Genomic DNA, 13,359 nt, shown 5'->3' with positions numbered 1-13,359 from the left:
GCAATAATCGGCATATGGCAATCCTCCCGATCGTGATCGTCGGCGACCCGGTTCTGCACAACCCGACCGCGCGGGTCACCCAATCGCCGGAGGAATTGGCCCCGCTCATCGCGGACATGTACGACACGCTCGACGCGGCGCACGGCGTCGGGCTCGCGGCCAACCAGGTCGGCGTCGGGCTGCGCCTGTTCGTCTACGACTGCCCCGACCTCGGCCCGGACGGCACCGCGACCCGGCGTCGCGGGGCGGTGATCAACCCGGTGCTGGAGACCTCGCAGATCCCGGAGACCATGCCGGACCCGGACGACGACGAGGAGGGCTGCCTGTCGGTGCCCGGCGAGCAGTTCCCCACCGGCCGCGCCGAATGGGCCAAGGTGACCGGCACCGATGAGCACGGGCAGCCGGTCGAGGTGGAGGGCAAGGGCTTCTTCGCTCGGATGCTCCAGCACGAGGTCGGGCATTTGGACGGGTTCCTGTACGTGGACGTGCTGCTCGGCCGCAACGCGCGGGCCGCCAAGAAGGCGATCAAGCGCAACGGCTGGGGCACACCGGGTTTGAGCTGGCTGCCCGGCACCGATCCCGACCCGTTCGGGCATGACGACTGACCCCGCCGCCGGCCTGCCCGATATTCCGCTCGGCCGCCGCGTGGTGCTGCGCTATCAACTGCCCGCGGGTTATCCCCAACCGCTGACCGACGTGATCGGCGAACTTCTCTCGCTGGATCCGCCCACCGTGCGCGGCGCCGACGGCCAGGTCGTCTCGGTGGCGCCGGACCGGGTGGTCGCGTTGAAAGCCATCGGCCCCAGACCGATTCGCACGAAGGAGATCCGCGCGCTCGAGGCCGCGGCCGCCTACGCCTGGCCCGGTGTCGAGCACAGCTGGATCGACGGGTGGTTGGTGCGCGCGGGCCACGGCTACACCGGCCGAGCGAACTCCGCTGTGCCGCTGGGCAACTTCGGCAGCCCCGCCGTCGTGTCCGCGGAGACGCTGCACCGGATCGGCGAGTGGTACACCGCGCACGGCCTGCCCTTGCAGCTCGCGCTGCCCGACCGGCTGGCACCGACGCCGCCCGGCTGGCACAGCTGGCGGGAGACGCTCATGCTGGCACTCGACATCGACAATTTCGTCCTGCCGCGGGGTCCGTCGATGGTGCGGATCGCGCCCGCCCCCGACGCCGACTGGCTGGAGATGCACCGCTATGGCGGCGAGGCCCCGGCCGCGCAGGCGGTGCCCGCCCCCGCGCCGGTTCCCGAGGTGCTGACCGCGGTCCTGGACGGCGAACTCGGCTTCGCCTCGCTGGGCCTGCCGCGTCCCATCGCGATCGGCCGCGGCGCGCTCACCACCGCCCCGGACGGACGCCGGTGGGTCGGGCTCACCTGCGTGGCCGTCGCGGCCGCGCACCGCAGGCACGGGCTCGGCTCGCTGGTTTGCGCCGAACTGGTGCGCTGGGGCCGCGAACGCGGCGCGACGCACGCCTATCTCCAGGTGGAAGCCACCAACGAGCCGGCCCGCGCGATGTACCGCGAACTGGGATTCGTCGAACACCACGCCTACCGCTACGCCGCGCCCGAACCCCTCGCCGGGCCCGGCGGCCTGCGGTAGAACAGACCTGTCACCCCGTGCGAAGGAAGTCCGCAGTGCGTCTCGCCACCTGGAATGTCAACTCGATCCGCTCCCGGCTCGACCGCGTCGCGGACTGGCTGGACCGCCAGGACATCGACGTGCTGGCCCTCCAAGAGACCAAGTGCCGCGACGACCAGTTCCCGTTCGAGCGCTTCGACGAGCTCGGCTACGAAGTGGCCCACCTCGGGATCAATCAGTGGAACGGGGTGGCGATCGTCTCCCGGGTCGGTCTGACCGACGTCGAGTTCGCCTTCCCGGACCAGCCGGGCTTCGACAAGGACGCGGAAGAATCTCTGATCAGCACGCCGGTGGTCGAGTCGCGCGCGATCGGGGCCACCTGCGGTGGCGTGCGGGTATGGAGCCTGTACGTGCCCAACGGCCGCACGCTGGGCGATCCGCACTACACCTACAAGCTGGAATGGCTTGCCGCGCTGCGCGACAACGGCGCGCGCTGGTTGGCCGAGGACCCGCAGGCCAAGATCGCGCTGGTGGGCGACTGGAACATCGCGCCGACCGACGACGATGTGTGGTCTGTGGAGTACTTCGCCGACAAAACGCACACTTCGCAGCCCGAACGCGACGCTTTCCAGGCCGTCGTGGACGCCGGCTACGCGGACGTCATGCGTCCGTTCGCGCCCGGGCCGGGCGTCTACACCTACTGGGACTACACCCAGTTGCGCTTTCCGAGGAAAGAAGGGATGCGCATCGATTTCATCCTCGCCTCCCCCGCGCTGGCCGCCACCGCGACGGACGCGATGGTCGATCGCGAGGCGCGAAAAGGCAAGGGCGCCAGCGATCACGCTCCGGTGATCGCCGAGTTCGCCGACGGCCCCGGGCACTCGTGACCCGCCCGGCGCAGCCGCCCTTCCCCCGCCGCAGCGGGAGCCGGACGACCGGCGCCAGGTTGGGCGGAATGAACAACGACGCGGCCGTGGGGCCACGGCAACGTGCGCAACACCTCGGCCCGGAGCGCCGCCGCCCGCAGGTGCTCGACACCGCGCTCGCCATCGCCGTGGAGGACGGCATCGCCGCGGTCACCATGGCCGCGATCGCGGAGCGCATGAACGTGACCAGGCCGGTGGTCTACGCCTGCTTCGCCGATCGCGTGGAGCTGATCGAGGCACTGATCCAGCGCGAGGAGGGCTACCTGGTCAGCGGCGTGCTCGAGGTGGTCACGCCGCGCCCCGTGAACGCGGACGAGACCGTGTTCGTCGAGGGGTTCCGCGCCCTGCTGACGAAGGCCGCGATCCGGCCCGAAGCCTGGCGGCTGGTCTACGGCAATCCCGATCCCGCGGTGGCGAATTCGTTCGGTCGCGGCCGCGCGCTCGTCATCGAGCGCTGTACGAAACTGTTGCGGCCGACGCTGCGCGCCTGGGGCACCGCGGACGCCGAGCGCAAGCTGCCCGTGCTGGTGGAGCAGTGGGTGTCCGCGGGCGAAGGGGCGGTGCGCGCGCTGCTCGCGGACCAGCAGGGCTGGACACCGGCGGATCTCGGCGCGTTCGTCGGCGCGGCGGTCTACCGCGCCCTGCGCAACGCCTGATTGTCAGGCTGCGTTTCCGCTGCCCTCGCCCGGCCCGGTCACTACGATGGTGATCAACTATCCGACCACCGGCTGGCGGAGGAACGGTCATGGCGTTCTATCGGCAAGTGGGTGCGGTGCCGCCGAAGCGGCACACCCAGCATCGTGACGAGCGGGGCCGGCTCTACTACGAGGAGCTGATGGGCGAGGAGGGCTTCTCCGGCGACTCCTCGCTGCTCTATCACCGCGGCCTGCCACCGGCACTGGTCGACTCGACAGTGTGGGAACTGCCCGATCAGCGGACGACGCCGAATCATCCGCTACGCCATCGGCATCTGCGCCTGCACGCCCTGTTCCCCGGCGACGTTGCGGCGGAGACCGACCCGGTCACCGGGCGGCGCCTGCTGCTCGGCAACGCGGACGTGCGCATCTCCTACGTCGTGGCCGAGAACGAATCGCCGCTGTATCGCAACGCGATCGGCGACGAGCTGGTGTACGTGGAATCCGGCACCGCGGTGGTCGACACGGTATTCGGCGCGCTGCCCGCGCGGCAAGGCGATCAGGTGCTCATCCCGCGTGCCACGACCCACCGCTGGCGGCCTACCGGCCCGGACCCGTTACGGACATATGTGATCGAGGCGACCGGGCACATCACGCCGCCGAAACGCTACCTGTCGAAGTTCGGCCAGTTGCTCGAGCATGCCCCGTATTGCGAGCGCGACCTGCACGGACCGACCGAGACGATCACCGAATCCGGCGCGGAGGTGGAGGTGCTCGTCAAGCACCGCCCCGGTGGAGAGATCGTCGGCACCCGGATGGTCTACGCCACCCATCCGTTCGACGTGGTCGGCTGGGACGGCTGCCTGTATCCGTGGACGTTCAATATCGCCGATTTCGAACCCATCACCGGCCGCATCCATCAACCGCCCCCCGTGCACCAGGCATTCGAGGGCGGCAACTTCGTCGTCTGCAACTTCGTTCCGCGCAAGGTGGACTACCACCCGCGATCGATCCCGGTGCCGTACTACCACTCCAACGTCGATTCCGACGAGGTCATGTTCTACTGCGGCGGGGACTACGCGGCGCGGAAAGGATCGGGTATCACCCAGGGCTCGGTGTCGGTGCACCCCGGCGGCTACGCCCACGGGCCACAGCCCGGCGCCTACGAGAACAGCATCGGCGTGGAGTACTTCGACGAGCTGGCCGTCATGGTCGACACCTTCCGCCCGCTGGAACTCGGTGAAGGCGCCTTGGCCTGCGAGGACCCGGCCTATGCGTGGACCTGGTCCGGGCGGAGCCCCGAGTGAGGACCGAGCTCGAGGTACCCCCGGAGTCCTTGTTCGGTCCGGACAACCTGCCTTATGGAGTGTTCGCACCGGCCGGCAGCGCCCCTCGGGTGGGCGTCCGGCTCGGCGAATACGTCATCGATCTGGCTGTGCTCCTCGATGATCCGGTGTTCGCCGCGCCGAATCTGAATGCTTTCCTGGCGCAGGGCCCCGCACGCTGGCGCGAGGTACGCGATCGGATTCGTGAATCCGTGGGCGGTGAGATCGACAGCGCCGCGGTACACCACCTGGACCGAGTGGAACTGCGGCTGCCCGTGCGAATCGGCGATTACGTTGACTTCTACGCGAGCATCGATCACGCGACGAACCTCGGCCGCCTCTTCCGGCCGGACGGTGACCCGCTGCTGCCGAATTGGCGCCACTTGCCGGTCGGCTACCACGGGCGTGCGGGGACCGTCGTGGTCTCCGGCACCGAGGTGGCACGGCCGTGCGGTCAGCGCAGGACCGAGTCCGGCACACCGGATTTCGGACCGTCACGGCGGCTGGACATCGAGGCGGAACTCGGCTTTCTGATCGGTGTCGGCTCGCGGCTCGGCGTCCCGGTCGGGATCGATGAGTTCGCCGAACGGGTTTTCGGCGTCGCGCTGGTCAACGACTGGTCCGCGCGCGACATCCAGGCCTGGGAGTACCAGCCGCTCGGCCCGTTCGTCGGCAAGTCGTTCGCGACATCGATGTCGCCGTGGATCACCCCGCTGGCCGCTTTCGAGGCCGCGCGGATCCCGCTGCCCGAGCAGTCGCCCGAGCCGCTGCCCTACCTGCGGGGAACCGAGCACTGGGGGCTGGACATCGATCTCACCGTGGCGTGGAACCGACAGCCGGTCGCGTACCCGCCCTACGCCCGGATGTACTGGTCACCGGCGCAGATGCTCGCCCATCTCACCTCGAACGGCGCGTCCACCCGCACCGGCGATCTGTACGCCTCCGGCACCATCTCCGGCCCCGCACCCGACCAGCGGGGCTCGTTCATCGAGTTGTCGTGGGGCGGCAGCCGTCCGGTCCTGGTGAACGACCGGCAACGCACCTTCTTGGAAGACGGCGACGAAGTCACCATCACGGCGCAGGCTCCCGGACCGGGCACGACCCGGATCGGATTGGGCGAGGTCACCGGCCGCATCCGCCCCGCAGCTCACTAGCCGGAATCGCCGTCGCCGGTGCCCTGCTGCTCCCCGCGCAACTCGCCCCCGCGATCGCCACCGCCGCCCCGGCGCCGGTCGCCGATTCCGGATCGTCATCGACCGGCTCGGGGGGCTGCACCTCCAGCCAGCCACCGACTTGCAGCTCGCCCTTGGCTTACCTGCTCGTCCAACTCATCTCGGCCCTCTCCAGCGGTTCCGCCAACGCCCGCTGACGCGTTCCGGCGTGGGCGCGCCGGCAGATCCACTCGAGGATCCGGCGCGCCGCGCGGGGCCGCAGCAACCTGCCGGTGCTTGAGCACCAAGGCATCGGGGTACGCCGCGGCTACGGCCCCATACGCCAGACAAGGAGCGAGGTCATGACCGATCGCCCGGACGTGCTGCACCGCCGCCCCGACGGCGTCGACGACGCCACCGTCGCCGCGACCGGCAAACTCTCCGAAGCGCTGGAGACCGTCGAACGCGCCCGCGGCCACCTGTACGCCTTCCATCAGCTGACCGGCGGCGCCGACCTGGCGCTGGACGAGGCGGTGGAGATGTTCCGCGCGGCGGGCCACGCCCACATCGCCGACCGCATATCGACCGAGCTGATCGGGCGCAACGTCCTGGCCGGGCGCTGGACGTTCCAGATCGTCGAGGATTACGACGACAATTACTACGACGTGTTCCGCGGTATCGAACGGGCCACCCGGGAGGAACTGCTCGGCGGCCGCCGCCATCTCTACGAAGCCGAGATGAAGGAATCGCGGCGCACCCACGGTTTGCCCGGCCATTCGGCCACCCCCGAAACGGCGGAAGGTTCGTAACCCGAGCGTCGACACGACATTCGGCGTCTCGGATCACCCACGGCCCGCACGAGCGCTGCCCCGGCTCCCTGGCGGTTCAGTCGATCCTGCCGAATCGCCGGGCGCTTGTCGAACCGGTCCGGGTATGGTCGGGCGGGACAATTTCACACCCAACGGGGGCTCGCACCAGCGGGCTGAGAGGACGGCTAGCCGAGAGGCGTCAGGGCCGTCGACCGTATGAACCTGACCGGGTAATGCCGGCGTAGGGAGGAACAATATGGCACCCGCCGCTGCGTCCGACGGCGCATCCGCACCTGTCGACAGCGTCACCACCGGCCCCATCGAGGGCAGCGTCAAGCACTATCTCGAAGTCGACGACCTGCGCATTCCGGTGCGCCGGGTCAACCTGACCAACGGAGAGCACTTCGACGTCTACGACACCTCCGGCCCGTATACCGACGAGACGGCGACGATCGATCTGGAGAACGGTCTACCGAAGCTGCGCGATACCTGGACCAAGCCCGAGGGGGCGGGGCCGCGCACCCAGCTCGCCTGGGCCAGGGAAGGCATCATCACGCCGGAGATGCGCTTCATCGCCGCGCGCGAGGGCGTCTCACCGGAGCTGGTGCGCGAGGAAGTGGCCGCGGGCCGCGCGGTGATCCCGGCCAACCACCGGCACCCGGAACTCGAGCCCACCATCATCGGCAAGAAATTCCTGGTCAAGATCAACGCCAACATCGGCAACTCGGCGGTCTCGTCCTCGATCGCCGAGGAAGTGGAGAAGATGGTGTGGGCGACCCGCTGGGGCGCGGACACCATCATGGACCTGTCCACCGGCAAGAACATCCACGAGACGCGCGAGTGGATCCTGCGCAACTCCCCCGTCCCGGTCGGCACCGTGCCGATCTACCAGGCGCTGGAGAAGGTGAACGGCGATCCGACCGCGCTCACCTGGGAGATCTACCGCGACACCGTGATCGAGCAGTGTGAGCAGGGCGTGGACTACATGACCGTGCACGCCGGCGTGCTGCTGCGCTACGTCCCGCTGACCGCCAAACGGGTGACCGGCATCGTCTCGCGCGGCGGGTCGATCATGGCGGCGTGGTGCCTGGCGCATCACCAGGAATCGTTCCTGTACACGCACTTCGAGGAACTCTGCGAGATCCTGGCGCGCTACGACGTCACCTTCTCCCTCGGTGACGGCCTGCGGCCCGGCTCCATCGCCGATGCCAACGACGAGGCGCAGTTCGCCGAGCTGCGCACCCTCGGCGAGCTGACCAAGATCGCGAAATCTTATGGCGTACAGGTGATGATCGAGGGCCCCGGCCATGTGCCGATGCACAAGATCGTGGAGAACGTCCGGCTCGAGGAAGAGTTGTGCGAGGAGGCGCCGTTCTACACCCTCGGCCCGCTCGCCACCGACATCGCGCCCGCCTACGACCACATCACCTCGGCCATCGGGGCCGCCATCATCGCCCAGGCGGGCACCGCCATGCTCTGCTACGTCACGCCGAAAGAGCATCTCGGCCTGCCCAACCGCGACGACGTGAAAGTGGGCGTGATCACCTACAAGATCGCCGCGCACGCCGCCGACCTCGCCAAGGGGCATCCGCACGCACAGGAGCGCGACGACGCGCTGTCCAAGGCGCGTTTCGAGTTCCGCTGGCGTGATCAGTTCGCGCTGTCGCTGGACCCGGACACCGCCCGCGAGTACCACGACGAGACGCTGCCCGCCGAACCTGCCAAGACCGCGCACTTCTGCTCCATGTGCGGCCCGAAGTTCTGCTCGATGCGGATCTCGGCGGACGTGCGCGAGTACGCCGCGCGCCAAGGCCTGACCGAGACCGAGGCGCTGGAGGCCGGTATGGCGGCGAAGTCCGCCGAGTTCGCCCACAAAGGCAACGCGGTCTATCTGCCGGTCGTCTCGTAGCGACCGGCCGCCGCCCGCCGCATCCCGAGGATGTGACGGGCGGCGGGACGCCGGTTCATCACCTGGTCAAGGTTCGAGGTATAGCCGTTCGCAGGGCAAGCGTGGGAGCCCGGTCGTGTCGCCGGGCAGCACAGTTACCGCGTCGGGGCGGTGGTGGGTGTTCCATTCCTGCACGAACACCACGGCGGCGGTCAGGCAGGCCGCAAAGTCCATGCGCTGATCGTGCAGGTACACCGACAGGTGGACGTCGGGCTCCTCCGGGCGCGGAGACCCGGCCGGGCCGATCACGGCACCACCGCGCGCCGGGGGCTCATCGACTCGCCCGAACCGCTCGCGCGAGCAGGCACGCGCGCACCGCATCGACCACCACCCGGCCCGAGGGCCGGTAGGTGTCCTGCGGCGCTTCCATCCATGCCCGGTATCCGTTGGTGCTGTCGGCCGGGGACGGAAGCGCGATCAACGCGCCGTCGCGGATCACCTTCACCCGGTCGCGGAACAACCCCGCGAACGTGTGCGGGTCGTCGGGCAGATCAGGACGGACAAGGAACGTCCAGGTCCGCGAAGACGGGTGCGAGATGATCGGGCCGAGACTGTTCCCGCCGCTGCGCAACCGCTCCGCCACCGCGTGGCCCAACGGTTCGGGCACCGACACACCCCACACCATCGACCCCGTCCGCACCACAATGCGGCCGAGAGCTTCTGGTTCCACCTCGGCCGGGAGCTGGCACACCCGTTTGTAGAACGCGCACCGCCCGTGCGAGGTCGCCAGATCGAAACCCTCCGCGCCCGCCGCGCCCGCCGCGCTCACCCCCGCACCCCCGCGTCGATGGGGTCGCCGCACGGTGGGGGCGCGGAGGTGGGGTACAGGGCGCGGCCGAGCATCACATGCCCTGGCATGATCACGGCGCACACCCGCGCGAACTCGGCCGGGACCGACCCGCCCAGATGCGCCATCCCCGGAACGATCACCGCACCCGCCCGCGCCACATGCACCATTTCCAGCACAGCGGCCACAACGACCGACGAGACCGTCTGCGGTGCAGTCACATATGTGTGAGCCAACCTATAGCCATGCCGACGCGCCAGCGCCTCGATGGCGGTCTGATCGCTCGCCGCCTCCGCACCCGATACGCACCGCAACCCGATCGCCGACGCGCCGGGCGTTTCCGTCGGCAAGCCACGTAGCGGCGTCGACTCGTCTCTCAGATACGCCGCTATACGTTCCAGCTCGGCCACTCCCGCCGCATACAATCCCCGCTCGCTGCTCGCATCCATACCCCTGCGCCTCCCTGCGATTCGAATGGAAGGCACCCGACGCCGAGGGCATCAACACCAGCCAGCGGCCATAGCTGTGCTGGCGCGGCCGCGAGGAATCGGCCCGCTCACCCCGGCGTCGGGGCCGGAGCTGACGTTATGAGCAGGGCTACAACGGTTTTGTCCATCAAGGACAAACCACGGGGATTGATCAGTTCTTCGGTGCGGCTTCGGGACCGATGCCCAATCGCCAAGCCAGACCGCGCAATTCACGCCCTCCGACGTCGCGGCGAGCGGCACGTAGCACGTCGGCCACGGCTTCGCGTGCCAGGACATCGGCGTGGACACGTTGCGGTGCGAGATGTTCGGCGCGCAACAGCACTTGCACACCTTGTTCACGGCGGGTGGGATCGGTCAGCAGTGCGCGCCCGATTTCCATGTAGAACTCGGCTTGCCGTGACTTGCTGGGAATGCTGTGCACATTCACCCCGCGTGCCTTCTCGGCGACCTTCACCCCGTCGCCGAGTTCCATGCCGATGCACGCGCGCCAGATACCGACATTCGATGACCCGAACCACAACCGCCCGAATGTCCCCGTCTCGGTGTCCATGCGCGCGGCCAACTCGGCGGCCTCGTCCAAATGCGTGTCGGTAGTCGCGCGGTCGCGCTGCACCGCCGAGGCAAGCGCGGCCGACAGGTGCAGCATCCCGGAGGTTTGCAGGACTTCCGCGTCGTCCAGGTGCGGGCTCAGTTCGTCGAGGCACCGCACCGCGCGCCGATACTGTTCCGGCCGCGACAACCCGCCCGTGGCATCACCGCGTAGCCAGACGGCGAACCCGGTCCATGCAGGAGATTCCAGCATGGCGGCGCACTCCTGCGCGGCTTTCGCAGCGAGCAGCGGCAGGCCACGTCCGGCGAACCGCTTGGTCACCCACATAGCCGACGCATAACAGGTGATCAGGCCCAGCAGCGCGTTACGGCGATGTTCCGGAGAGCGGGCATAGACCGCGTGTAACTCAGCCAGCAGCGCAGGGGCAAGGTCGGCTTGACCGGCGTAGTCCGAAGACACCTGCGCCATATCGGCCAGTCGCTCGAGGTCAGCCGCGATGACGGGCCAATCGCGGACCTCGCCGCCGGGATCTTCGCCGAGTTCGTACACATCGAGCGCGCGTTCGATTGCCACGACGCCCGCATGGGCGGACTCGTTGCTCTCGGCACAGGAACCGGCTTGCCCGGCTGCGGGATAGAACTCCGCAGGCGAAACGCGCAGCGCCCGAGCCAGCGCCTCCAGGGTGGCGCGGTTGGACAAGGCTTGTTCACCGCGTTCGAGGCGAGCGAGGTATCCGAAGCTGATACCAGCCAGGCCCGCAACGACCTGGAGGCTCAGCCCGCGCCACGCGCGGATCTCACGCAGCCTGCGCCCGACTTCGTTCGGTGGAATGTCGTTCATGGCGTACTCCTCCGCCGATGGCTACCACTTGCGACGGTACCTTTCGCTTTCCATCGGCGAGTGGGGGCATGCAACAAAATTCGACATTTCGGCGTCCTGACGCCTGTGGCAGCCGACTACTGGCGCGGTCGACCCGACAAGGGGTATCCCTCGACCGAGTCGGCGCTCTGTCGGACTCTTAGCGCCAAGGCAGTCGAGCAGACCCGCGTCCTCGCACAGGCACCCAGCAAGGTGGACGCGCAGCGATCGAACGCGAACGCGCCGAGGCCCGTGCCGACAGCACACAGATCCTCGACACCGCACCCAAGGCCGCCGAGCGCTGAGCAGAACGCGCCCGAGCGCGACACCACGGACGCCGCCCAGGATGCGACCCCCGATGTAGCGGGTTTTCGGAAGCGCATGGGTTACGCCGAGCGTGATGATCGCAGGACATCGATCCGAGGAGAATTTATGCGACGACATGCCGGGCGGGCCTTGTTGGCCGCCGCAGGGCTGCTCAATACCGCGCCTGCGATCGGCGCGGTCGCCCCACAGGGAATGTACGCGGCCTACGGCATAGCTGCCGCAGACCGCGATCTCGAGGTGGTGCTGCGGCATCGGGCCGTGCTGTTCGCGGTCGTCGGTATCGGTCTGCTGCTGGCAATCCTTCGCCCCGTGCTACGTCCGATCGCTGTGTGCGCCAACACGATCAGCTTCGGCGGTTTTCTTGTCCTGGTGATCGCCGGAGGTCCGGTCGGCCCGGGATTGATGCGCGTCGCGGCATTCGACGTCGTGGGACTGGTCGCACTCGGCATCGGAGTCGCGTGCCTGCGGGATGAGCGCGCTGTCGAGCAGGATCGCTCGGTTGCCGGGCGGTAATGAGAACCACCGCGCCTGTCTGATCCGAACCGATTCCATCTCGAACGCCCGTGCGCGGTGGCGGGGCCACCATGCTGACCTTGCGCGACCAGGTCGTTCCGCCCACCCTGATGCTCGACCATCCCGACCCCGCGATCGATCTGGACATCGTCACGGGCGGCCCGCGCACCCAGCGCGTGGACTTCGCGTTGAACAACTCGTTCGGTTTCGGCGCGCACAACGTGGCGCTCGTGTTCGGCCGGGTCTGACCTCCAGCACGGTCAGGGTGCGGGCTACCGTCGTCGTAGAACGGATCGATCGGCCCGGAGGATGGACGGACGTGAGCGAGCGCCAACGAGGGAACACGACGGAGCCGGGCGAGGCGCGGCCATGAGCGACGCCTTCTACCTCCCCGACCCGCAGCGTCCGGATCACTTTGTCTCCACCGAGCTCACCCGCGGCCCCTGGTCGCCGGACGCCCAGCACGCGGGTCCGCCCTCGGCCCTGCTCGGTCACGTGATCGAGCGGTGCGAGCCGCGCCCGGGATTCCAGGTCGGCCGGGTCGCGGTCGAGATCCTCGGCCCGGTGCCGCTGAAACCGCTGACCGCGGCCGCGCGTGTCGCCCGTCCCGGCCGCAGCGTCGAGCTCATCGAGGCGATGTTGTCCACCGAGCGCGGACCGGTGATGCGGGCCAATGCCTGGCGGTTCAAGCTCGCGGAACCGGAATTGCCACTGCCGGAACGTTTCCTACCGACCGGCACGCGGCCCGGCCCCGAGCAGGCGGACCTGCCCGCGCCGTTTCCGTCCACCCAGCCGGTCGGCTTCCACACCGCCATCGAATACCGCTTCGTCAGCGGGTCCTTCACCGAGCCCGGCCCCGCGACCTGCTGGATCCGGATCAAGCACCCGATCGTCGCCGGCACCGATCCGAGCCCGCTGGAGCGCACCCTCGCGGCCGCCGATTCCGGCAACGGCGTCAGCGCCATCCTCGACTGGTCGAAGTACTTGTTCATCAACACCGATCTGACGGTCACCCTGCACCGCCAGCCCGCGGGTGAATGGGTCTGCCTCGACGCCGTCACCTACCCCCAACCCCATGGCATAGGTATGGCCGAATCGGCGCTCTACGACGAAAAGGGCCCCTTGGGCCGCAGCACGCAAACCCTCTTCCTCGGCACCCGGTAGCCGAGGCAGACCCACCCGAGGTTCGTCACGGATCCGCCCACGGACGGGTCGAGATCTGTTGTGTTGTATGACCGTTGCCATCGGAGTCCCAACAATGGAGCCGCAATGGTCACCGCCTTCTACCCAGCAGAGGGGCGACTGTGGCCACCGCGCAAAGGCCGAACAGACACGCGCGCACAGCTGCGGCCTCACCCGCACACCACCGAGGCTCGCTGCAGCGCACCCAAGAACTGCATGCAGCGCGCGCCGTGCCCAGCGTGCTGGGTCAAGATTATCCTCGCGACGGCGAGTGAGATT

Annotated in this window: 14 protein-coding genes, 1 pseudogene and 1 riboswitch; of the genes and pseudogenes, 11 read left to right on the top strand and 4 right to left on the bottom strand. The window is 68.8% G+C overall.

The features are described from left to right. Positions 1-14 precede the first annotated feature (14 nt). The 8 genes from GVY39_RS06595 to thiC all read left to right on the top strand — a co-directional run bounded on the left by GVY39_RS06595 (position 15) and on the right by thiC (position 8,336). On the top strand, positions 15-605 hold the full coding sequence (locus GVY39_RS06595) for a peptide deformylase (protein WP_159921854.1): 591 nt from the start codon (positions 15-17) through the stop codon (positions 603-605). Beyond that, complete coding sequence (locus GVY39_RS06590) at positions 595-1,602, top strand: GNAT family N-acetyltransferase (RefSeq protein ID WP_159921856.1); 1,008 nt, start codon at positions 595-597, stop codon at positions 1,600-1,602. Before GVY39_RS06595 ends, GVY39_RS06590 begins: the two co-directional genes overlap by 11 nt. A 35-nt stretch (positions 1,603-1,637) precedes the next feature. Further along, positions 1,638-2,468: an exodeoxyribonuclease III gene (locus GVY39_RS06585; protein ID WP_159921858.1), complete on the top strand. Its 831-nt coding sequence runs from the start codon at positions 1,638-1,640 to the stop codon at positions 2,466-2,468. Positions 2,469-2,536: 68 nt separating this feature from the next. Next, the gene (locus tag GVY39_RS06580; protein WP_159921860.1) at positions 2,537-3,163 is read left to right on the top strand and encodes a TetR/AcrR family transcriptional regulator; all 627 of its coding nucleotides are present in this window, start codon (positions 2,537-2,539) and stop codon (positions 3,161-3,163) included. A gap of 89 nt (positions 3,164-3,252) precedes the next feature. Then, positions 3,253-4,449, top strand: coding sequence for a homogentisate 1,2-dioxygenase (locus GVY39_RS06575; RefSeq protein ID WP_159921862.1), 1,197 nt, complete (start codon positions 3,253-3,255; stop codon positions 4,447-4,449). Next, complete coding sequence (gene fahA / locus GVY39_RS06570) at positions 4,446-5,621, top strand: fumarylacetoacetase (RefSeq protein ID WP_159921864.1); 1,176 nt, start codon at positions 4,446-4,448, stop codon at positions 5,619-5,621. The genes GVY39_RS06575 and fahA overlap by 4 nt, the downstream gene beginning before the upstream one ends. A gap of 359 nt (positions 5,622-5,980) precedes the next feature. After that, positions 5,981-6,427: a hypothetical protein gene (locus GVY39_RS06565; RefSeq protein ID WP_159921866.1), complete on the top strand. Its 447-nt coding sequence runs from the start codon at positions 5,981-5,983 to the stop codon at positions 6,425-6,427. Between the two features lie 142 nt (positions 6,428-6,569). After that, positions 6,570-6,692: riboswitch (TPP riboswitch) on the top strand. Continuing rightward, entirely contained in the window at positions 6,684-8,336 is a 1,653-nt protein-coding gene (gene thiC, locus GVY39_RS06560) for a phosphomethylpyrimidine synthase ThiC (protein ID WP_236565330.1), read from the top strand. Its footprint overlaps the riboswitch before it by 9 nt. 66 nt (positions 8,337-8,402) lie before the next feature. On the opposite strand, the gene GVY39_RS06555 is transcribed toward thiC, so the two are convergent. The 4 genes from GVY39_RS06555 to GVY39_RS06540 all read right to left on the bottom strand — a co-directional run bounded on the left by GVY39_RS06555 (position 8,403) and on the right by GVY39_RS06540 (position 11,040). Next, positions 8,403-8,624, bottom strand: a complete 222-nt coding sequence (locus tag GVY39_RS06555) for a hypothetical protein (protein ID WP_159921868.1) — start codon at positions 8,622-8,624, stop codon at positions 8,403-8,405. Between the two features lie 22 nt (positions 8,625-8,646). Further along, on the bottom strand, positions 8,647-9,144 hold the full coding sequence (locus GVY39_RS06550; RefSeq protein WP_236565331.1) for a DNA-directed RNA polymerase subunit beta: 498 nt from the start codon (positions 9,142-9,144) through the stop codon (positions 8,647-8,649). Beyond that, the gene (locus GVY39_RS06545; protein ID WP_159921870.1) at positions 9,141-9,611 is read right to left on the bottom strand and encodes a hypothetical protein; all 471 of its coding nucleotides are present in this window, start codon (positions 9,609-9,611) and stop codon (positions 9,141-9,143) included. The genes GVY39_RS06550 and GVY39_RS06545 overlap by 4 nt, the downstream gene beginning before the upstream one ends. Positions 9,612-9,801: 190 nt before the next feature. Continuing rightward, the gene (locus GVY39_RS06540; RefSeq protein WP_159921872.1) at positions 9,802-11,040 is read right to left on the bottom strand and encodes a helix-turn-helix domain-containing protein; all 1,239 of its coding nucleotides are present in this window, start codon (positions 11,038-11,040) and stop codon (positions 9,802-9,804) included. 450 nt (positions 11,041-11,490) lie between these two features. Between GVY39_RS06540 and GVY39_RS06535 the strand changes: the two genes are divergently transcribed. From GVY39_RS06535 to GVY39_RS06525, 3 genes and pseudogenes are all read left to right on the top strand, one after another. Beyond that, complete coding sequence (locus tag GVY39_RS06535; protein WP_159921874.1) at positions 11,491-11,898, top strand: hypothetical protein; 408 nt, start codon at positions 11,491-11,493, stop codon at positions 11,896-11,898. A gap of 68 nt (positions 11,899-11,966) precedes the next feature. Continuing rightward, positions 11,967-12,146: pseudogene (locus tag GVY39_RS06530) on the top strand (beta-ketoacyl-ACP synthase); the annotation flags it as partial. Between the two features lie 121 nt (positions 12,147-12,267). Continuing rightward, the gene (locus tag GVY39_RS06525) at positions 12,268-13,062 is read left to right on the top strand and encodes a thioesterase family protein (protein ID WP_159921876.1); all 795 of its coding nucleotides are present in this window, start codon (positions 12,268-12,270) and stop codon (positions 13,060-13,062) included. Positions 13,063-13,359: the final 297 nt, after the last annotated feature.

Origin of the sequence: Nocardia sp. CY15 (assembly GCF_009829295.1) — a bacterium.
Classification (GTDB): domain Bacteria; phylum Actinomycetota; class Actinomycetes; order Mycobacteriales; family Mycobacteriaceae; genus Nocardia; species Nocardia sputi.
Note: the sequence above shows the minus strand (reverse complement) of the source record. Positions and strands in the feature narration are given on the sequence as shown.